Source organism: Streptomyces profundus, from assembly GCF_020740535.1.
GTDB classification, from domain to species: domain Bacteria; phylum Actinomycetota; class Actinomycetes; order Streptomycetales; family Streptomycetaceae; genus Streptomyces; species Streptomyces profundus.
In genome coordinates this window covers 3,470,558-3,490,261 of the sequence record NZ_CP082362.1, presented here as the reverse complement: position 1 = coordinate 3,490,261, position 19,704 = coordinate 3,470,558, and the positions used below count along the sequence as shown (strand labels likewise).

Genomic DNA, 19,704 nt, shown 5'->3' with positions numbered 1-19,704 from the left:
CGGCTGACCGGCGGCTGACCGACGGCTCCGCCCGGACCGGGGTCCCCGGTCCGGGCGGGGGGGCTCACCAGTAGACGACGACCTTGTCGCCCTCCTGCGCCTCGTCGAAGAGGGTGGCGATGCCGGCCTCGTCGCGCACGTTCACACAGCCGTGGGACGCGCCGTTGTAGCCGTTGGCCGCGAAGTCCTCGGAGTAGTGCACGGCCTGGCCGCCGTCGAAGAACATCGCGTAGGGCATCGGCGAGTCGTAGAGCGTGGAGTGGTGGTGCCGGGACTTCCAGTAGAGCTCGAACTCGCCCTCGCGGGTGGGCGTCTCCTCGGCGCCGAAGCGGACGTCCAACGTCATCCGGACATCGCCGTCCACCACCCAGGACAGGGTGTTCGAGGTCTTGGAGACGCACAGCGCCCGGCCCGTCAGGCAGCGCTCGTCCAGATCGCTCTCCGGCTCCGCCTCCGGCACCTCAAGCGGCGGATACATCTCCTCCTCGGTGGGCTGGGTCGTCTGCCCGGTGAGCGCGTCCCAGGTGTCGTCGAAGACGGTGCCGCTCGCCTCGATGCCGGCGGCGGACTGGAAGGCGCGCACCGCCGTGGCCGTCACATCGCCGTAGTAGCCGGTGGGGTTCTCCGTGAAGTGGCCCAGCTGCGCGAGCCTGGCCTGCAACTCCCGCACCTGGTCCGTGTTGTCGCCGTAGCCCATCACCTGCTGGCGCGGGAACAGCTCGTCCTGCGTGGGATCGCTCGTCTCGCCGGTGAGCGCGTCCCACGTCGACTCGAAGACGGTGCCGGAGACCTCAAGATCCCGCTCCCGCTGGTACTCGGAGACGGCGCCGACCGTGACATCGCCGTAGTAGCCGGTCGGTTGGGCCGTGAAGTGGCCCAGCTGCGTGAGCCTGGCCTGCAACTCCCGCACCTGCTCGGACTCGTCGCCGAACTCCAGCAGGGCCTCCTCGGCCTCCTCCGGCTCCTCGTCCCCCGTGTCCCCGCCGGCGTCGTCCGCGGTCTCATCGGGGGTGGCCTCCTCCGTGGCCGCCGAATCCTCGGGCGCCTCCTGCCCCTGCGCGGCGCAGCCGGTGACCAGCAGCGAACCCGCGGCCACGGCGGCGACAACGGAGAGCAGCACACCTCGCGGAGTTCTACGCGAGGACATGCGAACGGGCGCGGAGCGCATCAGAATTCCCCCTGGGATAACGGGACCTCACCGGACCTCATAGGTAAAGATGCGCGAAACCGGTGGTTTGTTGCGGCTGCGGCCATAACAATGCGGCCACGTACGTCGCGATTCTGTCACCGCGCGCGAGACCGGCGGGATGAACTACCGCAAAAGCGCCCGTACGGCCGCCACCGAATCAGCCTCGTCCGGGGTCTTGTCCTCCCGGTAGCGCACCACCCGGGCGAAGCGCAGCGTCACTCCGGCGGGATAGCGGCTGGAGCGCTGCACGCCGTCGACGCGCACCTCGACCACCAACTCGGGCCGCACCCGCACCCCCCAGCGCTCCCTGTCCACCGCGAGCTCCTGGAGCCGTTCGGTGCCCCACGTCAACAGCGCGTCCGTCAGCCCCTTGAACGTCTTGCCCAGCATCACCAGCGAGCCGTCCTCGTCCCTGGCCCCCAGATGCAGGTTGGACAGCCACCCGGCCCGCCGGCCGTGCCCCCACTCGGCGGCCAACACCACCAGATCCAGGGTGTACACCGGCTTCACCTTCACCCAGGACGCGCCCCTGCGCCCGGCGCTGTACGGCGCGTCCGCCGCCTTCACCAGCACCCCCTCGTGCCCCCGGGCCAACGTCCGCTCGTTGAACTCCCTGGCCGCCGCCCGCTGCTCGGCGCTGCTCGGATCGGTCACCAGCAGCCGACGCACCCGGCGCGGATCGGGGGCGATCCGCACCAGTTCGGCGTGCCGGGCCTCGGTGGGCAGGTCCAACAGCTCCCGGCCGTCCACCGCCAGCAGGTCGAAGAAGACCGGGGAGAGCGGCAGCGCGGCCAGCGCCCCCGCCACGTCGAGCCTGGAGCCCACCCGCCCGGCCGTCTCCTGGAACGGGCGCGGCCGGCCCGCCTCGTCCAGGGCGATCACCTCGCCGTCCAACACGGCGCTCTCGACCGCCAGTTCCAACGCGGCGGCGCGCACCTCCGGCAGTCGCTCGGTGACCTCGTCCAACGTCCTGGTGTAGATCCGCACCGTGTCGCCGTCCCGGTGCACCTGCACCCGGATCCCGTCCAGCTTCTCCTCAAGGGCGCAGGGGCCCAGCCGGTCGAGCGCCTCGTCCAGGCTGCCGGCGCCGCTGGCCAGCATCGGCGCCACCGGGCGGCCGACGCGCAGGGTGAACTCCGCCAGCGCCGCCGGTCCACGCGCCAACACGGCCTCGGCGACCGCGCCCAGCGAACCGCCCAGCATCACCGACCGCCGCACCGCCGCCGGCGTCGCGCCCACGGCGACGGCCAGGCCCTCGGCCGCCAGCGCGTCCAACGCGCCCTGCCGCAGCTCGCCGCTGATCAGGCCGGCGAGAAACGACTGCTCGGGCTCCGTGGCCCTGGCCAACAGCCCGTGCAGCAGCCGCCGCCGCCTCGCCTCGGCGCCCGCACCCGCCGTGCGGCCGATCTCGGCCAGGGTGGCGTCGGTCTCGGCGACCGTCAGCCGCGCCGACCCCGCCGGCGGCGGCGGCTCCGCCAACGCCCGCCAGCCCACGCCGAGCCGCCGCTGCGGCAGCCGTCCCGCCAGCCAGGTGATCACCACCGGCGCCCGTTCGGGCTCGGTCTCGGCGAACAGCCGGGCCAGGGCGGCCACCTTCGCCGACCGCCCGGCGGTGGCGGCCACCTCTCGCCAGGTCTCCGCGACATCGGCCAGCAGCATGCCTCCCATGCTGCCCCTGCCGGCCACGACCGGCGCGGCGAAGAGCACCCCCACCAGGCCCACGCCGCCCACCGTGTGATCTGCTGATCGGATGGACGTCCTCCGACTGGCCGATGTGGCCCACGGCTACGGACGACGCACCGTGCTCGCCTCGGTGTCCCTGACGCTGACCGCCGGGGACCGTGTCGCCCTGCTGGGGCAGAACGGCTCGGGCAAGTCCACCCTGCTGCGGATCGCGGCCGGCCGGGAGACCCCCGACGCCGGCACCGCCGACTTCCTGGGCGAACCGGCCAGCGAGGACCGCCCCGAGTTCCGCGCCGGCGTCGCCTGCGCGCTGGCGCCCGGCGCGTGCTATCCGGATCTGACCGTGCGGGAGCATCTGCTGCTGGTCGCGCTGGCGCACGCGGTGCCCGACGCCGAGGCGCTGGTCGACGAGGCCCTCGCCGGCCACCGACTGTCCGGCCACGCCGACGAGTTGCCGAACGTCCTCTCCGCCGGGCTGACCCAGCTGCTGTCGCTGGCCGCCACCAGGGTCCGCCCCCGCGCCCTGCTGATCCTGGACGAGCCCGAGGCCCACCTCGACGAGTTGGCCCGCGCCGAACTCGCCGAACGGCTCAACCAGGAGGCCGCCGAAGGCACCGCGATCCTGCTGGCCACCCATGACGCCACGCTCGCCGACCGGATCACCGACCGGCAGTACACCCTGTTGGACGGCGCCCTGCTGCCGCACACTCCCACCGCGGCCCGTGACGACTGAGCACGCGGACCACGGCGGCGCGCTCGCGGCGCTCGACGCGCTGCGCGCCCCGGCCCGCCGGGCCAGGCGCCGGCAGGCCGCCTACACCCTCTACTGCGTCCTGCTGCTGACCGCGATCTACGCCGTCCCCTATGTGTGGGCGCTGGCGAACGCGGCCGTGGAGGAACGGTGGCGCGGGCCCGCCGCCGAGCGCCTGCTGGTCTCGCTGCCCACCACCGGCCCCGCGCTGGTGGCCCTGGTCCTGCTGGGCGCGGCCCAACTGGCCGTCTGGCGCGGCCCGGTGCGGCTGTCGGCGCCCGCCGTGCACTGGCTGCTGCCCCATCCGGTCTCCCGCGCGGCGCTGCTGCTGCCCCGGCTGCGGGTCGGCCTGCTGGTGACCGCGGTCGCCGCCACCGTGCTCGGCGGGGTGGTCGGACTCCTGGTCTACGCGGTCGGCGCCGGCCGCCCGCTGCCGCTGGTGCTCGCCGGCGCCGGGGGCGGCCTCGCGGTCGGCACGCTGGTCACCACCACGTCCGTGCTGGTGCAACGCGACCACCCGTGGCACCAACGCGAGCGGCTGCGGCCCCTGTTGGCGCTGGTCGCCCTGGCGGCCGGGGCGTATGCCACGCTGGCGGCGGCCACCGGGCACGTCGGGCCGGGGCGGATCGCGCTCTGGTCGGGCCCCTGGGGCTGGCCGGTGCTGCCGCTGGCCGCCGCCGGCGGGCGGGTCACCACGGCCGAGGGGATCGCCGGCGCCGCGCTCGCCGTGCTGGCCTCGGGCGCCGCGCTGCTGGTGGCGCACCGGGCGGCGCGCGCCGTGCCGGCCCGGGTGCTGCGGCAACAGGCCGCCGTGGCCGACGGGTTCCTCGCCGCGCTCTGGAGCCTCGACGCGCGTCAGGCCCACGCCGCGCTGCGCCCGACCCTTCGCTCCCGCCGCGCGTCTGGACCGCTGGCGACGTTCCTTCCCCGGCTGCCGGCGCCGCGCGCCCGCCTGCTGCTGCTGCCCTGGCGGGACGCCACCGGGCTGCTGCGCGCCCCCCGACGGCTCGGCCTCGGCCTGGGTCTCTGGGCGCTGACCATCGTGTGCACCGCCTCGGGGCAGCCGCTGGCGCTGGTGGCCGCGCTGGTCACCGGCTATCTGGCGGCGGCCCAACTGGTGGAGCCGGCCCGTCTGGAGAGCGACGACCGGCGGCGGGCCGCGCAGCTGCCCTGGCCGCACGGCACCCTGGCGCTGTGGCACGCCGTGCTGCCGGCGGTCCTGCTCTGGGTCACGCTGCCGCCGGCCCTGGCCCTCTGCGCCGCGAGCGGCCTCGGGGATCCGGCGCTCGCGCTGCTGCCGCTCTGCGTGCCGGCGCTGCTCGGCGCCTCGCTGGTCAGCGCCTATCGCGGCATCATGCCCGGCTCGATGATGCTCGGTGTGGAGACCCCGGCCGGCAACTCGGGCCCGGTGCAGGCCCTGCTCTGGCAGGGCAGGGGCCCGCTGCTGACGCTGTCGGCGCTGCTGCCGGCCCAACTCGCCGACGGCCCGTTCGCGTTGCCGGCCATCTGGGCCGTGGCGGTCGGCGTCGCCGCCCTCGGCTGGGCCCGTCACGCCGCGCGGCGCCGAGCGACCGGCTAGGTGTACTGCCCTGTGAGGTTGGGGACGCGGGTGGCGGGTGCCTGGCGTCGCGGGCCCGGCTCGACTTCGCGGACCCGGCCTAGCGAAGCAGGTTGAGCGCGGAGACCACGGTGAAGCCGAGGATCAGGCGTTGGAAGAGCTGCTGCCGGTCCCCCTGTTGCAGCACCCTGATCAACCGTCGGCCCAGGAAGGCGCCGAGGAAGACCCCGGGCAGCAGGATCGCGTTCAGTGTCAGGGACTCGGGCCCGATCAGCCCGAGCCCCGCGCTGAACGGGACCTTGAAGACGTTCACGATCAGGAAGAACCAGGCCGCGGTGCCCAGAAAGGTCAGCATGGGGAAGCCGGCGGCCAGCAGATAGACGGCCATCACCGCGCCGCCCGCGTTGGCCACCATCGTGGTGAACCCGGCCAGCAGGCCGTAGAACAGGGCTGGCGCGGCGCCCTTGCCGTTGCGCTCGCCCTTTCGTCTCCGCTGCCACAGGTGCGCCGCGACCACCAGCAGCAGCACTCCGCCGATGGTGCGCCGCATCACCGTGTCGTCGACCCGGGAGACAAACCAGGCGCCCACCAGGATCCCGGCCGCCACCGAGGGGAAGAGGCGCAACAGCGCGCTCCAGTCCGCGTGCCGACGGTAGGCCGCCACCGCCAGCAGATCCCCGACGATCAGCAGCGGCAGCAGCGCGCCGCTCGACTCCTTCGCCGGCAGCGCCATGGCGAAGAGCGCCACGGTGATCGAGGCGACCCCGCCGATCGCCGTCTTGGCCACCCCGACCAGCACGGCCGCGACGGCCAGCACCGCCAGTTCCGCACCGCCGAGACCCATCACCATGCGGCCATCGTCGCACCGGCGCCCCCGAGGGCTCGGAGGCGCCCGGGCCCCCGGGCAGCGGCCCAACCGTGGTAGGGCGCGTCCGAAGCACGGGTTCCCCCGCCTTGGCCAGACGTTCACCCAGCGGATACTCGGCCGCGGCGAGGAGTTGGCGCTCCCGGGCTATCTTCACTCCGCCTGAGCCCACCGTCGACATCGCGCGCGCCCCGATCCGCCACCCGTGCCGGCGCCGGATCCTGTCGGGGCCCGGTGCCCCGCGACCGGTGGCCATCGCTGGCACGGCGCGGCAGCCGTGGGCACCTCTGACGACTGACGATCGGAACCATGCCCACCAACACCGCACCCACGGCCGCCGTTTCCGAGAACGGCCAGGGCACGGCCTCGGCCGCCGCCACCGCCGAGCCACCACCCCCCGCGCGAGAGCACCGCCACGACATTGATCTGCTGCGGCTGGTCGCCTCCTGCGCGGTGATCACGACACATGTCAGCGCGTCATTGATCCACGCCGTGAACCAACGCGAGTCCGAGGGCGCGGCGGTCTACTGGACCGGCTTCGTCGGCGACTCCACCATGGCGTTCGCGGTGCCGGTGTTCTTCGCGATAGCCGGCTGGGCGGTGATCTCCGGCGCACCGCCCAGGACGAGCGGGCGCCTCTGGCAGCGCCTGCGGCGCAACCTCGTGCCGATGTTCGTCTGGACCGGCATCTACCTTCTCTGGGCCTGGCTGCGCGACCGCAACGAGAAGCCGATGACCGACCTGGCCGTCGACTCCCTCTTCGACTCGGTGGAGCCGGCCTACCACCTGTGGTTCATGTACGCCTACCTGCCCATCGTGGTGATGCTGGGCTTTGTGGTGCTGCTCCGGGCGGGAGCCCGCCCCTGGGGCCTCGGCCTGCTGCTGATGGGCCTCGCCGGTCTCGGCCCGGCGTTGACCACGATCCACGAGATCACGGGGTGGACCATGCCACGGGTGGGCTGGGGCTTCGGCACCTACTCGGTGATCTACGCGGTCGGCGGCGCGTTCCTGCTGGCCAGCGCGAGCGCGGTGGCCACGCGGTACCGCTGGCCGCTGGCCCTCACCGGCCTCGCCGCCGTGGCCGGCATCGTCTGGTACAACGTCGACATCCACTATGTGATCCCCAACGCGCACCCGTTTGTGGCGGTGTTGAGCGTCTGTGTGGTGCTGCTCCTGATCCGCGTGCGGGTTCCCGAGCACCGCCGCCCCCTGGTCAACAAGCTGGCCAACGCGGCACTCGGCGCCTATCTGGTGCATGTCCTGTTCATCGAGGAGATCGTGGTGCGCCTGTTGGAGCCCGACTGGTCCGGGCTGGAGACGGCCGTGTTCTTCCCGGGTCTTCTGCTGGCGACCCTCGCCTTCTCCTACGCCGTCAGCCTCCTCTGGGGGCGACTCGGACTCCGCCGCACCCTCGGCTGACCGCACGTCTTCCCCACAGCGGTGCTTGTTTCACGTGAAACAAGCCTCCCCCGCGGCGCGCACGTCTCCGCACCGACCGCCCCCGGCCCACACCGGGGGCCGGCCGGCCCGGGGCACGTTGACGCCGGGGCGAACGGAACGGGCGGTCGGCGCCCGCGTCCGCCATGCCCATCAGTCCACGCCCCCCGCACCGACTGCGGCATCGCAGCGGCCACCCGCCAGCGGGTGGGGGCCGGCGCCTCGGATGGAGGCGACCAGCCCGCTGGCGCGGCAACGGCCACCCGGTATCGGCCCACCCATCCCGGCACACCGGACCGCGCGACCGGCACCCCGCCGTCGAACGCGCCTCGGCGGCAAGCCCTGCCGGCGGCTGCTTCGCTCCCCTTCATCGGCCACGGCCCTGTCTGTCGGCGGGGCGCGTCCGCCCACTTCGCTGGGGCGCCCGGCCCCGGCGCGAGCCGGCAGCGGTCGCGGGCAAGGCGGCCTCCCGTCGTGTCGTGCCTGAGCGGCCGTGGCCGCTCAGGCACAGCGCCGCGCAAGCCCCAGCGGCAAGGCGGTCAGCGGCGGGTGGCCTTTCGGACGCGGCGTGCCACCCGGATGGCGGCGCCGCCGCCGGGGAGTTGACGGGCCAGCTGGGAGCCGAAGCCGCCCGGCAGGGCCAGCGCGGTGAGGCGGGCCCGCTTGAAGTAGCGGTGGGTGGCGGGGCCGAGCTCGGCGTCCAGCCACCGTTCGGCCTCCGCGCGCAGCCCGGGGTTGGCCTTGGCCTGCATGCAGTAGCCGACGGTACGCAGCAGCGGCTCGATCTCCTGGGCCAACGTCGGGCGGTCGGTGACCACTTCACCCTTCGCCGTCGCCTCCAGATCGGGCAGCAGCGCGTCCACCAGGGTCAGCGGCACCCGGTTGCTGTTCTGGTATGGCTTGATCCGTTCCAGCAGCGGCCCGGTGCCGACCCGGGCGACGGGGATCCCGTAGGCGACGGAGGCCGTCAGCAGGGCGGTGGAGAAGCAGCCCACCACAAGTCCGGGGCGGTACCGCGCGAAGACGGTCTCCGCGAGCATCGGGGTGTCCAGAACGGTGAGCCGGACGCCCGCCTCCGCCGCGGCCTTCTCCAGCAGACGGGAGTACCGCACGGGGGCGGTGGGGTGCGGTTTGAAGACGACCGCCCGGAAGCCGGCCCGTGCCGCGCCCCGCAGCATCCGCTCGTGGAGCTGTTCCTCCTCCGCCTCGGTGAGGATGTTCAGCGCGGCCAGATACTGGCCGAGCAGCACCGCCGGACGTTCGACGCCCATCTCCTGGGCGGGCGGCGGGCTGGCCTGGGTGATCTCGTCGAGGATCGCGCGGAAGCTGTCGCTCGGCACGGTCTCGGCCGGCACGCCGTACTCGGAGAGCAGCAGCGGGCGCAGTCCCGGCACCAGGTCGAGGTGGAGGAGTCGACGGATCCGGCAGGCGGTGCCCACCGGCAGCCGCTCCCGGGTCGGGCCGTAGCTCATCAGGCCGTCCGCGTACACATGGAGGTCGGCGTCCGAGAAGATCGTCGCCAGGGCGGCGGCCGGGGCGGCGTGCACCGACTCGACGACCAGCTCGATCGGCCCCTCGCCCAGATCCCAGTAGCGGCGCAGCAGCCGCTGCCACAGCGGGGCGTCCCGGTCCACGGGACGCCAGTCCCCCGGGTGGAACGGCCGGATCGCCTCGTTCCAGTCCAGTACCGCGTCGAACCGGGAGACGACCTGCGCCCAGCCGGTCATGTCCGGGAGCCCCGCGGCCGTCTCGGGGACGGTCGCGTTGTTGGAGAGCAGCAGCATCCGCCGGGCGGAGCCGCGTGGACCGAACCGCCCGGCGTCCAGGGCGGCGGCCAGGGTGGCCGCGCCATAGAGGGTGGAGACCTCGAAGATCTGGGTACGCCGCTTCCCCGTCATGCGGTGACCGCCTTCCGGCTCCGGCCGGCCAACCGACGGAGTACTCGGCCGCGTTCCTCACCCATCGCCACAAGCGTGCGGTCCAGCAAATCGGGCGGGAAGCGGTGGAGGGCGGCGGCTGCCTCCCGGCGCAGCCGCCGGGCCGCGGCCGGCTCGTAGCCGTCCGCGTTGGCGGCGTGGAAGGCGATCATCGCGCAGTAGGTGCGGACGATCTTGGGCAGGAAGCGATCACTCTCGTGGTCGGCCTGCACCTCGGCCAGTATCTGATCGTGCGCGGGCAGAAAGTCCAACTGCCGCTCGTCCTTGATCTGCGTCAACGACGTGGTCACCCCTCTTCGGTAGAACACGCCGAGCAGCCCCACCGTGGCCATCGAGCGGGCGCGGAGATGCAACTGCCAGGTGAACAGCCGGTCCTCGGCGGTCCGCAGGCCGGGGGTGAAGCGCAGCTCCCGCTCGTCGAGCAGCGCGCGGCGGTAGATACCGGCCCAGACGAAGGGGTAGTCCACCATGGTCTTCCGGTCGGCCGGGCCGATCGCGTCCCTGGGGTCGAAGGCCGCGTCCCGGCGCGGCGAGGGGGCGCGCACGACCGTCCGCTTGCGTTCCGTCGACTGCACATGGTCGGTGCGCACCACGTCGCAGTCGAGTTCCTCGATCGCGGTGACCAGCTCCGCGAGATAGCCGGGGGCGTACCAGTCGTCGCCGTCCAGGAAGGTGACATAGGCGCCGCCGGCGGCCTCGATCCCGGTGTTGCGGGCCTGGGAGATGCCCTGGTTGGTCGCGTGCCTGATCACTCTGGACCGGGGCAACTCTCCTTCGGCACGGCCCAGGATCTCCCCCGTCGCATCGACGGAACGGTCATCCACCAGGATGAACTCCGTCTCCGGACCGGCGTTCCGGGCCAGTCCGCGCAGGGTGGTGGGCAGGAACTCCTGCACATTGTGGCAGGTGACGATCACAGAGAGTTTTGGCACCAGGTTTCCAGAAGCCGTAGGCAGAATCTATGCGACGGTAAACACCTGATCAGCGGGTCAGGATACGGCCGGATGACCGGGTGGTGAACCATGTGTGTACGCTCGGTGAGTCGTGGAGTTCCGCCTGGTCAGAGCGTTGGTCGTGCACCTGTGGAGGCGAAGCCGCACGCTCAGCGCGGGGGCGGCGGGCCGAGTTGGCAGCGCGGGCACCAGTAGGTGGGGCGCTCCCTGCCCGGTTCGCCATGGGTGTCGGCGGTGACCCGTACCGGGGTCCCGCAGCGCAGGCAGGGCCGACCGGCGCGGCCGTAGACATACAGGCGGGAGCGCCGCTCGGCGGGCGGCGTGGTGGTGCGGTCGAAGCGTTCCCTGTTGGCCGTGAGGAGCCGCTGAGCGGTGGTCAACATCGCCTCGGCGTCGGGGAGTTCGCCGACGGGTAGCCAGGGGGTGACCCGGGCGAGAAAGCAGAGCTCGGCCAGGTAGACATTGCCGACGCCGGCCAGGTTGCGCTGGTCGAGCAGGGCGTCGCCGAGTGGACGTTCCGGTTGGGAGCGCAGCCGGCGGAGCGCCTCCTCCCGGTCCCAGTCGGGGCCCAGCGGATCGGGGCCGAGGTGTCCGACGACGCGCCGCTCCTGATCGGTGCGCAGCAGGTCGAGCACGGGCAGGCGGTAGCCGACCGCGATCCGCTGGTCGTTGCCGAGGATGGCCCGGATCTGGTGCCCCGGGCCGCCACGCCAGCGCTCACCGATGTCGAAGACGCGCCAGGCGCCGTCCATCCGCAGGTGGGAGTGGAGGGTGAGGCCACCCTCGACCCGGGTCAGCAGGTGTTTGCCACGCGCGACGACCTCCCGCACGGCACGCCCACGCAGATCGACCGTGGCCAGCCGGGGGACCCGCAGATCGCACCGGACCAACGTCCGGCCACGCAGCGCGTCGTCCAGGCGCCGCGCGGTCAGCCACACCGTGTCTCCCTCTGGCATCTCCCCATGATGCGCCGCGAGGGCCACACCTGGAGACGGACCAACGCATCAATCAGCCCGTTTCTACCTTTTTCTGTTATTTGTTATATGCCATTGCCATACGGGCTATTCATGAGGAGTGCTGATGGCGTATCACTCGCTCGCGCCCACGGGCGCCGGGCTGGCCCTGGGGGGCATCGCCCTCGGCCAGGTCTGGTTCGTCGTGGGGGCGCTGGCCCTGGTGCTCGCCGGGGCCCTGTTGGTGCGGACCACCTTCCGACGTGGCAAGAGCGCCCATGAGGTATGAGCCGCCCCGCGCCGACCACGCCGCCCCGGGGCGGCACGCCGCGTTGGCGGCGATCGCCCTGGTCGCGCTCGCCGTGTGGGGTACCTGGCATCTCGTCGGCGTCATCACCTGGTCGGACGGGGCGCCCCCGCTGGCACTCATCTGGCTGGCGTCCTTCTCCCTGGCATGGTGGCTGCCGCTGTGCTGGTGGGAACGCCCGATCGGCGTCTCCCGCGCCCAGCGCCACGGGGTGGACCGGCTGCGGGTCACCGTGCAGATCCCCGTCTACAACGAGGACCCCCACGCGCTCCGCCTCTGCCTGGACTCGGCGCTCGACCAGAGCCGCCGGGTCGAACGCATCGCGGTGGTGAACGACGGCTCGGTCGATGTCACCACCGGAGAACCGATCACCTACCGGGCCGAACGCGCGCACCTGGAACGACGCGCCGGGCCGCTGGGCATCGAGGTGCGCTGGGAACACACGGTCAACCAGGGAAAGCGCTGGGCCCAGATGCGGGTCCTGGCCGAGGACGACGCCGACATCTTCGTCACCCTGGACAGCGACTCGGTCCTGGACCGACACGCGGTACGGGAGGGGCTCAAGCCGTTCGCGGACCCGCGGGTGCGGTCGGTGGCCGGGCTGGTCACCGTACTCAACACCCGCCGCAACGCGCTGACCATGCTCACCTCCATGCTGTACCTCCCCTTCACCCGAGGGCTGCGCAGCGCGCAGTCGGTCCTGGGCTCGGTACTGATCAACTCGGGGACGCTCGCCTTCTACCGGGCCGATGTGGTGCGCGCCCACGCGGGCGTCTACGAGCGCGAGCGGTTCCGTGGCGTGCCGATACAGCTGAACGACGACTCGATGCTGACCATGTACGCACGACTCGACGGCCGGACCGTCCACCAGCCCTCGGCGATCGTCTTCACGCTGGTCCCCGAGCGCCCCGCGCACTATGTCAACCAGCAGCTGCGGTGGATGCGCGGCACCACCGTCCGCCACCTCTGGTGGTTGCGTCATATGCCGCTGCGCTCGCTCGGCTTCTGGATGCCCGTGGTCGAGTACACCCATCTGCTGTTGGGGCTGCTCCTGCCCGTGATGGTCGTCGCCGACCCCTGGGCGCGGGCCAATCTGACCGGGATCATGTTGCACGCGCTGGTCATCGGATGTGCGATCAACTACCTCGTCGCGCTGCGGCGGTTCAGCGTCCGGCGCCTCGACGAGCCGCGTTCCGTGTCGCTGACGCTGTTCGCCCTCTCGCCGCTCGCCGGGCTGTGGCGGCTGCTGGTGCTGCGGCCGTTGTACCTCTACGCCCTGGCCACCTGCTGGCACATCAACGCCTGGGGCACGCGACAGCGGGTGGAGGTGACGGCTGAGCCCATGGCCGACACGAGGCCGCCGTCGGACCAGGCGACGACGCGCGGGGACGCCGTCCCCGGCAGGGCATCGGCCGGCTAGCCTGCCCGATCCGCCGGACAGGCCCTCGCCCGCCGCCTCAGGCCGCGAGGAGGACCAGCAGGGTGATGCCGACGGTCATCAGGGCCAACGTCAGATAGCCCATGACCAGACCGCCCATCGCCATGCCGTCCCCGGTCTCGCCGGTGCGGCGGATGGTGGCGCGGGCGCGGTGGCCGAGGATCACCGCGGGGATGGAGGTCAGGCCGTAGGTGAAGAAGCCGCACATGCCGCAGACCATGGCGGCCACGGCGTTGCCGTTGGTCTGGGGCGGCGGCGGGAACGGCAGTGGACGCGGCGCGTGGTAGATCGGACGCGGCGGGCCGCCGTAGGCCGGGCCGTAGCCGGGCCCCGGGAACGGGGGCCGCTGCATGACGAACGACGGTGCGACGGTCGGCGGGTAGGGCGTCGCCGCCGGGGGCGACGGAGGCATCGGCATCGGCCCCTGGGGGAGATCGGCGAGCAGCGGCTGGATCTCCGCGTAGGTGGTGGCCTGATGCAGGCGGTTCACCCGGGCGTCGAACTCGTCCTTGCCCAGGCGGCCTTCGGCGAACCCCGCCTTCAGGACGTCGGCGGCACGCTCGCGGTCGCTGTCCGATGCGCGCATCATGGACGGCGCCGGCTGCCCACCTTGCCAGTACTCCATCGACATACCGCAGCCTCCCCGATCGCCCCACCCACTCGACGGCCGCGCCGCGACAGCGCCCGCCCAAGCCGGAAGTCGCCATTCCCCTACCCAGCAGACGTCCAAGTCAGCCCGAAAGTTCCCATGTGGCCCAGGCCGCTGGCAACCCGATAAGCGCCCGATCGGTCGGCTCCCCTCCCGCCTCGGGCGTGCGGGGCGGAGCCGACCGGCGCCGCTCAGCCGCGTTGGGCGTAGCCGCGCAGGTGGGTGGCGGTGCGGGTGTCCCCCTGGGCCACCATCTCGGCCGGGGTGCCGGTGAAGATCACCCGACCGCCGTCGTATCCGCCGCCGGGGCCCAGATCGATCAGCCAGTCGGCGTGTGCCATCACGGCCAGATGGTGCTCGATCACCACCACCGTGTTGCCGGCGTCCACCAACCGGTCGAGCAGCGCGAGTAGTTGATCAACATCGGCCAGATGCAGACCGGTGGTGGGCTCGTCCAGAACGTAGATGGCCGCGCGTTCCGCCATGTGGATGGCGAGCTTGAGGCGCTGCCGCTCGCCCCCGGAGAGGGTGGTCAGCGGTTGGCCGAGCCGGAGATAGCCGAGGCCCACGTCGTTCAGCCGCGCCAGGATGACCTCGGCCTGGCCGGACGGGAAGAACGCGTGGGCCTCGGCTATCGACATGTCCAACACGTCGCTGATGCTCTTGCCACGCAGCAGATAGCCGAGGACCTCGGCGGTGAACCGCTTGCCTCCGCACTCCTCACAGACGGAGGCGACACCCGCCATCATGGCGAGATCCGTGTAGACCAGGCCGAGGCCGTTGCAGTTGGGGCAGGCGCCGGCCGAGTTGGCGCTGAACAGCGCCGGCCGGACGCCGTTGGCCTTCGCGAAGGCGGTGCGGATCGGGCCCAACAGGCCCGTGTAGGTGGCCGGGTTGGAACGGCGGGATCCACGGATGGGCGTCTGGTCCGCGACCACCACGCCCTCCCGGCCGGGCAGCGAACCGTGGATCAGCGAACTCTTGCCCGAGCCCGCGACCCCGGTGACCACCGTGAGCACGCCCGTCGGGATGTCCACATGCACGTCCTGGAGGTTGTGCAACTTGGCGCCGGCGATCGGGAGCCGGCCGGTGGGTGTGCGCACCGATGCCTTCGGACCGACCTGGTGCTCCAGATGCCGGCCGGTGAGCGTGCCCGAGGTGCGCAATCCGTCGAGCGGGCCCTCGTAACAGATCTGACCGCCGTCCGAGCCCGCGCCCGGCCCCAGATCGACCACATGGTCGGCGATCGCGATCACCTCGGGCTTGTGCTCCACCACCAGCACCGTGTTGCCCTTGTCGCGCAGCCGCAGCAGCAGGCCGTTCATCCGCTGGATGTCGTGCGGGTGCAGCCCGGCGGTGGGCTCGTCGAAGACATAGGTGATGTCGGTGAGGCTGGACCCCAGATGGCGCACCATCTTGACCCGCTGCGACTCACCCCCGGAGAGCGTCGAGGAGGGGCGGTCCAGGCTGAGATAGCCGAGCCCGATCTCCACCAGCGACTCCAGCAGCTCCCGCAGCGACGTCAGCAGCGGCGCCACCTCGGGCGCCCTGAGCCCACCGACGAACTCGGCCAGGTTGTTGATCTGCATCGACGAACACCGCGCGATGTTGACGCCGTCGATGGTGCAGCCGAGCGCCGCCTCGTTCAGCCTGCTGCCCCCGCAGGCAGGGCACTCGGCGAAGACCACGGCCCGGTCGACGAAGGCGCGCAGCCCTGGGCGCATCGACTCGCGGTCCTTGCTGAGGTAGATCCGCTGGACCCTGGTGACCAGGCCCTCGTAGGTGATGTTGCTGGTGCCGACCTTGATCTTGGCGGTCGGCTTGTGGAGGAAGTCCTCCCACTCGGTCTCGGTGAAGTCCTTCAACGGGGTGTCGGGGTCGTAGAGCCCCGAGCCCGCCATCACCTGCCAGTACCAGGAGTCCACCTCGAACCCCGGCACCGTGATCGCCCCGTCCCGCATCGACAGCTCGCGGTCGACCAGCTGGTCGACGTCGATCCTGCTGACCTCGCCGATGCCCTCGCACTCGGGGCACATGCCCTCGGCGCTGTTGAAGCTGAACCTGGTCGAGGTGCCGATGTGCGGGGTGCCCAGCCGGCTGAAGATGATCCGCAGCATCGTGTAGGCGTCGGTGACCGTGCCCACGGTGGAACGGGAGTTGACGCCCATCCGCTCCTGGTCCACGACGATGGCGGCGCTGAGGTTGTGCAACCCGTCGACGTCCGGGCGCCCCTGACTGGGCAGGAACGACTGGATGAACGCGGTGTATGTCTCGTTGATCAGGCGCTGGGAGTCGGCCGCGATGGTTCCAAAGACCAGGGAGGACTTCCCCGATCCCGAGACCCCGGTGAAGACCGTCAGCCGGCGCTTGGGGATGTCCAGCGAGACGTCACGCAGGTTGTTCTCCCTGGCGCCCCGCACCTGGATCTGGTGGTGCTGATCGGCGGTGAACGGGCCGTGCGGTTCGGACGGATGCTGAGGTGACTGCTCGGGAGACATCATCATTCCTGAGGTTCTGGTGTCGGCCTGAGGTTCTTGAACGGGAGGACCCGCGATCGGTATGGCCAGCCCGCACCGGCGCTCCAGGGCGAGGAGCGGGCATGAGGACTCCCGATGATGACACCCGGCACTGACAACTCGATCCTGCCGTTGATCGGCACATCGCACGGCCTGGTGATCAGGAAGGACACCACGGCACAGCCGACGCCCAGGCCGGTCAGCGGTCGGGGCACTCCGTGACGCAGCACGCGGAGGGAGCTGGCGGCCATCGCCGGGGTCGCCATCGCCGTCTGCGTCACCATGCCGTTCATCGGCATCAACTCGGCGTGGAAGGACAGCCGCATCTCCAGCGGGACCTGGCGGAACGGGCCAGCGACACCGCGCCGTCTCCGAAGGAACCCGCGAGCAGCCCGGCGCAGAGCAGCGCCACGCCCCAGCCCCAGCGATGGCGCATCACCGCTCCTCCGGCCGCACCGGCGCATCCGCAGCGCCGCCGACGGGGGCGCCGCCCCCTTCCTCGCGTTCGCCAGAGGCGTCGGCCCGCACCAGCCGATAGCCGGAGTCGGCGAGCACGGCGGCCAACTCGGCCTCGTTCAAGAGGTGTTCGCTGCTGACCCGAACCGTCTCGCTCCGCACGTCGACCGCCACATCCCGCACCCCGGCGAGGCGGCGCACCTGGCCGCCCACCATGCCGGCGCAGCGCCGACAGGCCATCCCCAGCACCCGGTACTCGGCCACCACCGCCGAGACCTCCGCGCTCACGCGGCCACATCCCTGGTGAGTCCATGGGTGCGGCGGAAGCGGCCGTCCTCCGACAGCTCCCCGATCATCTGCACCTCCATGACGATGGGCTCCCCCTCGGCCGGCGTGACCCGGATGGTGATCCTGGCGGCTATCCGGGAGCCGTCCGCCAGGGCCTCATGGACCTCAACGCGCTCCTCCCGGGCGGTGGACAGGAGCTTGCCCACCGGGGAGAGATGGGCGAGCAGTCTCGCCCGGTCCATCGGAATGCCGTCCGTGGTCTGCACGCAGTCGGGCGTGTAGTACTGATCGACCACAACCTCCGGATCCGCCTCCTCCGAGGCGATCTCGCGATTGAAGGAGGCGTAGAACTCCTCCAGAAAATGCTTCGGAGCCATGCCGCGCAACGGATCCATCAGCCACCACCCCTATCTCGCACCGGTCCCACACTGGCCAAGATCTTTGACACATGTGTAAGATATCCGAGACCTTCAATTTTGACAAGGGTGTAAGAAATGCCTTCTCCAGAGCCTCCCCCGCGACGCCGCAGAGCCGACGCGGAGCGCAGCCGCGTGGCGATCCTGGATGCCGCCGTCTCGCTGCTGGCCGAGAGCCCGGACGCCAGCGTGGCGGCGGTCGGCCGCGCCGCCGGCGTCACGCGGCAGACGGTCTACGCCCACTTCCCCTCCCGCCAGGCCCTGTTGAGCGCGGTGCTCGACCGCGTCACCGAGGAGTCGCTGGCCGCGATGGACGCCGCCGAGGAGGGCGCGGACTCCGCCATCGACGCGCTGCGAAGGATGATCGACGCGAGCTGGCGAACGGGGGAGCGCTATCCGCTGCTCGCCGATATCAGCACCGCCGCAGTCGATCCGGAGGTGGACAGCGAGCGCCATCTCCCGGTCATCGAGCGGCTCATCCAGCTCATCGAACGCGGCCAGGCCGCAGGGGAGTTCGCGCCCGAGCCGCCCGCCTCCTGGTTGGCCTCGGCCACCGTCGCGCTGGGCCACGCGGCGGCCGAGGAGGCCGTCGCCGGCCGGTTCAGTCGGGCCGAGGCGCTGGCCGCGCTCCATATCAGCCTCCATCGGCTCCTGACAGCGCCGAGCGCCCCCCTATGAGCCCCGTCAGCCGCTCTGCTCGCTCCGGTGCAGCCGCCGCTCCCCCGGCATCGAGCCGCCGGGCCCGCGCCGCCCCGGCGCGCGCTCCGCCCGAGCCGGGCCGCCGAGGCCGAGGCCGAGGTCAGGAGGGAGATCGAGGTCAGGGGGGAGATCGAAGGGGAGCGTCGCCCAGGCGCGGAGCGCCCTCCGGGGGTGCTCCGCGTAGCAGCGGATGAGCCTGGCGGTAGCGGGGCCGCCCAGCGGCCGGGTGAAGGAGACGGGAGTGGTCAGCCGCACGGTGAGGTTGGTCCGCCCGCCGACGGGCAGTTCGGCGACCTCCCCGGCGGGGTCGAGCACCAGCAGCCCACCGGAGGGGCAGCGGGTCTCCAGCTGGACGTCCGCGATGCTCTCCACCGGAACCCGGATATCCACCAGGGCACCGTGCCGGAGCCGCAACGAGCCGTCCGCGCCCACCAGATGGGGGCGCATCACGCAGGACGCCCGAGCGGCGGCGGCCAGCAGGACGCCCCATACGCCGAGCACCAACAGGACCAGGCGGACCGTCGGCCAGGGCACCAGCAGGGCCACCGCCACGGTCTCGATCACGGAGACGGCCAGCACGATCCAGCACAGCGCCGACCGCCCCGCGGCGTAGCCCACCGCCGTGTCGTCGGGGCGCAGCCCGTGCGGCGGGCGGCGGCCCAGCCAACGCGCCAGGTCGGCGGCGAGCGAGAGGTGGAGGCCGGCCAGCCGGCTCCCTGGTGTCCGGGGCCCGCCGCTCATCGCTGCCGCTCCGCGAGCAGCGCCATGGCCCGCCGGATGACCTCGACCTGCGCCGGGCCATAGGAGGCGAAGAACGCCTCGGCGAGCGGGCCCACCGGCGAACCGGCCCGCGCGCCCCCACCGTCCCACGGGTCGGGGCCGGCGCCCTCGGTGGCGAGGCGGGCGATCTCCTCTGGCAGGCCTTCGGCGATGGTCCTGGCCAGCGGCTCGACCCGGGGATCGTCAGCCGGCGCTTCCGCCAGCGCGTCAATCCGGGCGTAGATCTCGTAGGCCAGCCGCATCGCCTCCGGATCCGAGCCGAAGGAGCGGGCCAAGCCGGCGAGCCACTCCTGGTCGGGGGCCGGCGCCACCCCGTCCAGCAGCGCCAGAAGCTCCCGTTCCCGCCCGGCCGCCGCCGGCTCGGGGCCCGGTCTTTCGCCGGAGGCGGCCTTCATCCGCCGGAAGAGCGCCGCGAGTTCGGGGGAGACGGGCCCCTCGGCCGGGAGGCCGGCATGCTGGTCCGCCTCGGCCAACAGCTCGGCCACCCGGGCGCGGCGCAGCCGGAGCGCGATCTCCTGCCGGGCCAGCTCCCCGTCCAGTTCGGCGAGCACCTCCCGCAGCTCGCCGCCTGAGGCGTCGGCCAGCACGTCGCGCACCTCGTCCAGGCTCAGGCCCAGCGCGGTCAGCCGGCGCACGCGGACCACCCGTGAGAGGTCCAGCAGCCCGTAGACGCGATAGCCGTTGGCGGCCCGCTCCGGTTCCGGGAGCAGCCCGATGTGGTGGTAGTGCCGAACGGTCCTGGGGGTGACGCCGGCCAGCTCGGCCAGCTCTCCGATACGCATACGGCCAGTAGAGACGTTGCCGTCGCGTCAGGGTCAAGGCCAGGGCT

General features: G+C 72.3%; 19 protein-coding genes. 6 read left to right on the top strand and 13 right to left on the bottom strand.

Translation table 11 applies throughout. The annotated features are described in order from the left end of the window. Nucleotides 1–64: 64 nt before the first annotated feature. Both K4G22_RS15380 and K4G22_RS15375 read right to left on the bottom strand, forming a co-directional pair. The gene (locus K4G22_RS15380; RefSeq protein WP_228080801.1) at nt 65–1,120 is read right to left on the bottom strand and encodes a L,D-transpeptidase family protein; all 1,056 of its coding nucleotides are present in this window, start codon (nt 1,118–1,120) and stop codon (nt 65–67) included. A 192-nt stretch (nt 1,121–1,312) separates the two neighbouring features. Continuing rightward, nucleotides 1,313–2,848, bottom strand: a complete 1,536-nt coding sequence (locus K4G22_RS15375) for an ATP-dependent DNA ligase (protein ID WP_228084098.1) — start codon at nt 2,846–2,848, stop codon at nt 1,313–1,315. 91 nt (nt 2,849–2,939) lie between these two features. On the opposite strand from K4G22_RS15375, the gene K4G22_RS15370 reads away from it, so the two are divergent. Both K4G22_RS15370 and K4G22_RS15365 read left to right on the top strand, forming a co-directional pair. After that, complete coding sequence (locus K4G22_RS15370; RefSeq protein ID WP_228080800.1) at nt 2,940–3,605, top strand: ABC transporter ATP-binding protein; 666 nt, start codon at nt 2,940–2,942, stop codon at nt 3,603–3,605. Beyond that, nucleotides 3,595–5,202, top strand: coding sequence for a DUF6297 family protein (locus K4G22_RS15365; RefSeq protein WP_228080799.1), 1,608 nt, complete (start codon nt 3,595–3,597; stop codon nt 5,200–5,202). Before K4G22_RS15370 ends, K4G22_RS15365 begins: the two co-directional genes overlap by 11 nt. A 79-nt stretch (nt 5,203–5,281) precedes the next feature. On the opposite strand, the gene K4G22_RS15360 is transcribed toward K4G22_RS15365, so the two are convergent. Next, nucleotides 5,282–6,031 (bottom strand): sulfite exporter TauE/SafE family protein, encoded by a 750-nt coding sequence (locus K4G22_RS15360; RefSeq protein ID WP_228080798.1) that lies wholly within the window; start codon nt 6,029–6,031, stop codon nt 5,282–5,284. A gap of 324 nt (nt 6,032–6,355) precedes the next feature. Here K4G22_RS15360 and K4G22_RS15355 point away from each other — a divergent pair, with 324 nt between their 5' ends. Continuing rightward, the gene (locus K4G22_RS15355) at nt 6,356–7,465 is read left to right on the top strand and encodes an acyltransferase (protein WP_228080797.1); all 1,110 of its coding nucleotides are present in this window, start codon (nt 6,356–6,358) and stop codon (nt 7,463–7,465) included. 557 nt (nt 7,466–8,022) lie between these two features. Here K4G22_RS15355 and K4G22_RS15350 read toward each other — a convergent pair. The 3 genes from K4G22_RS15350 to K4G22_RS15340 form a co-directional block, all read right to left on the bottom strand. After that, complete coding sequence (locus K4G22_RS15350) at nt 8,023–9,381, bottom strand: alpha-2,8-polysialyltransferase family protein (protein WP_228080796.1); 1,359 nt, start codon at nt 9,379–9,381, stop codon at nt 8,023–8,025. After that, entirely contained in the window at nt 9,378–10,352 is a 975-nt protein-coding gene (locus tag K4G22_RS15345; RefSeq protein ID WP_228080795.1) for a glycosyltransferase family 2 protein, read from the bottom strand. The genes K4G22_RS15350 and K4G22_RS15345 overlap by 4 nt, the downstream gene beginning before the upstream one ends. Nucleotides 10,353–10,522: 170 nt before the next feature. Then, nucleotides 10,523–11,329: an Fpg/Nei family DNA glycosylase gene (locus tag K4G22_RS15340; protein ID WP_228080794.1), complete on the bottom strand. Its 807-nt coding sequence runs from the start codon at nt 11,327–11,329 to the stop codon at nt 10,523–10,525. 124 nt (nt 11,330–11,453) lie between these two features. On the opposite strand from K4G22_RS15340, the gene K4G22_RS15335 reads away from it, so the two are divergent. Together K4G22_RS15335 and K4G22_RS15330 are read left to right on the top strand one after the other, a co-directional pair. Then, on the top strand, nt 11,454–11,615 hold the full coding sequence (locus K4G22_RS15335; RefSeq protein WP_228080793.1) for a hypothetical protein: 162 nt from the start codon (nt 11,454–11,456) through the stop codon (nt 11,613–11,615). Next, entirely contained in the window at nt 11,605–13,053 is a 1,449-nt protein-coding gene (locus K4G22_RS15330; protein WP_228080792.1) for a glycosyltransferase, read from the top strand. The genes K4G22_RS15335 and K4G22_RS15330 overlap by 11 nt, the downstream gene beginning before the upstream one ends. Before the next feature lie 37 nt (nt 13,054–13,090). On the opposite strand, the gene K4G22_RS15325 is transcribed toward K4G22_RS15330, so the two are convergent. From K4G22_RS15325 to K4G22_RS15305, 5 genes are all read right to left on the bottom strand, one after another. Further along, nucleotides 13,091–13,696 carry a DUF1707 and DUF4190 domain-containing protein gene (locus K4G22_RS15325; protein ID WP_322785099.1) on the bottom strand — a complete coding sequence of 202 codons (606 nt, stop codon included), beginning with the start codon at nt 13,694–13,696 and terminating at the stop codon, nt 13,091–13,093. Between the two features lie 215 nt (nt 13,697–13,911). Continuing rightward, complete coding sequence (locus K4G22_RS15320; protein ID WP_425336691.1) at nt 13,912–16,224, bottom strand: ATP-binding cassette domain-containing protein; 2,313 nt, start codon at nt 16,222–16,224, stop codon at nt 13,912–13,914. After that, complete coding sequence (locus tag K4G22_RS15315; protein ID WP_228080789.1) at nt 16,221–16,562, bottom strand: hypothetical protein; 342 nt, start codon at nt 16,560–16,562, stop codon at nt 16,221–16,223. The genes K4G22_RS15320 and K4G22_RS15315 overlap by 4 nt, the downstream gene beginning before the upstream one ends. Before the next feature lie 109 nt (nt 16,563–16,671). Beyond that, on the bottom strand, nt 16,672–16,980 hold the full coding sequence (locus tag K4G22_RS15310) for a heavy-metal-associated domain-containing protein (protein ID WP_228080788.1): 309 nt from the start codon (nt 16,978–16,980) through the stop codon (nt 16,672–16,674). Then, nucleotides 16,977–17,357, bottom strand: coding sequence for a nuclear transport factor 2 family protein (locus tag K4G22_RS15305; protein ID WP_228080787.1), 381 nt, complete (start codon nt 17,355–17,357; stop codon nt 16,977–16,979). The genes K4G22_RS15310 and K4G22_RS15305 overlap by 4 nt, the downstream gene beginning before the upstream one ends. Before the next feature lie 174 nt (nt 17,358–17,531). On the opposite strand from K4G22_RS15305, the gene K4G22_RS15300 reads away from it, so the two are divergent. Next, nucleotides 17,532–18,074, top strand: coding sequence for a TetR/AcrR family transcriptional regulator (locus K4G22_RS15300; protein WP_228080786.1), 543 nt, complete (start codon nt 17,532–17,534; stop codon nt 18,072–18,074). Nucleotides 18,075–18,080: 6 nt separating this feature from the next. On the opposite strand, the gene K4G22_RS15295 is transcribed toward K4G22_RS15300, so the two are convergent. Together K4G22_RS15295 and K4G22_RS15290 are read right to left on the bottom strand one after the other, a co-directional pair. Beyond that, the gene (locus K4G22_RS15295; RefSeq protein WP_228080785.1) at nt 18,081–18,836 is read right to left on the bottom strand and encodes a hypothetical protein; all 756 of its coding nucleotides are present in this window, start codon (nt 18,834–18,836) and stop codon (nt 18,081–18,083) included. Continuing rightward, complete coding sequence (locus K4G22_RS15290) at nt 18,833–19,657, bottom strand: MerR family transcriptional regulator (RefSeq protein ID WP_228080784.1); 825 nt, start codon at nt 19,655–19,657, stop codon at nt 18,833–18,835. The genes K4G22_RS15295 and K4G22_RS15290 overlap by 4 nt, the downstream gene beginning before the upstream one ends. Nucleotides 19,658–19,704 lie beyond the last annotated feature (47 nt).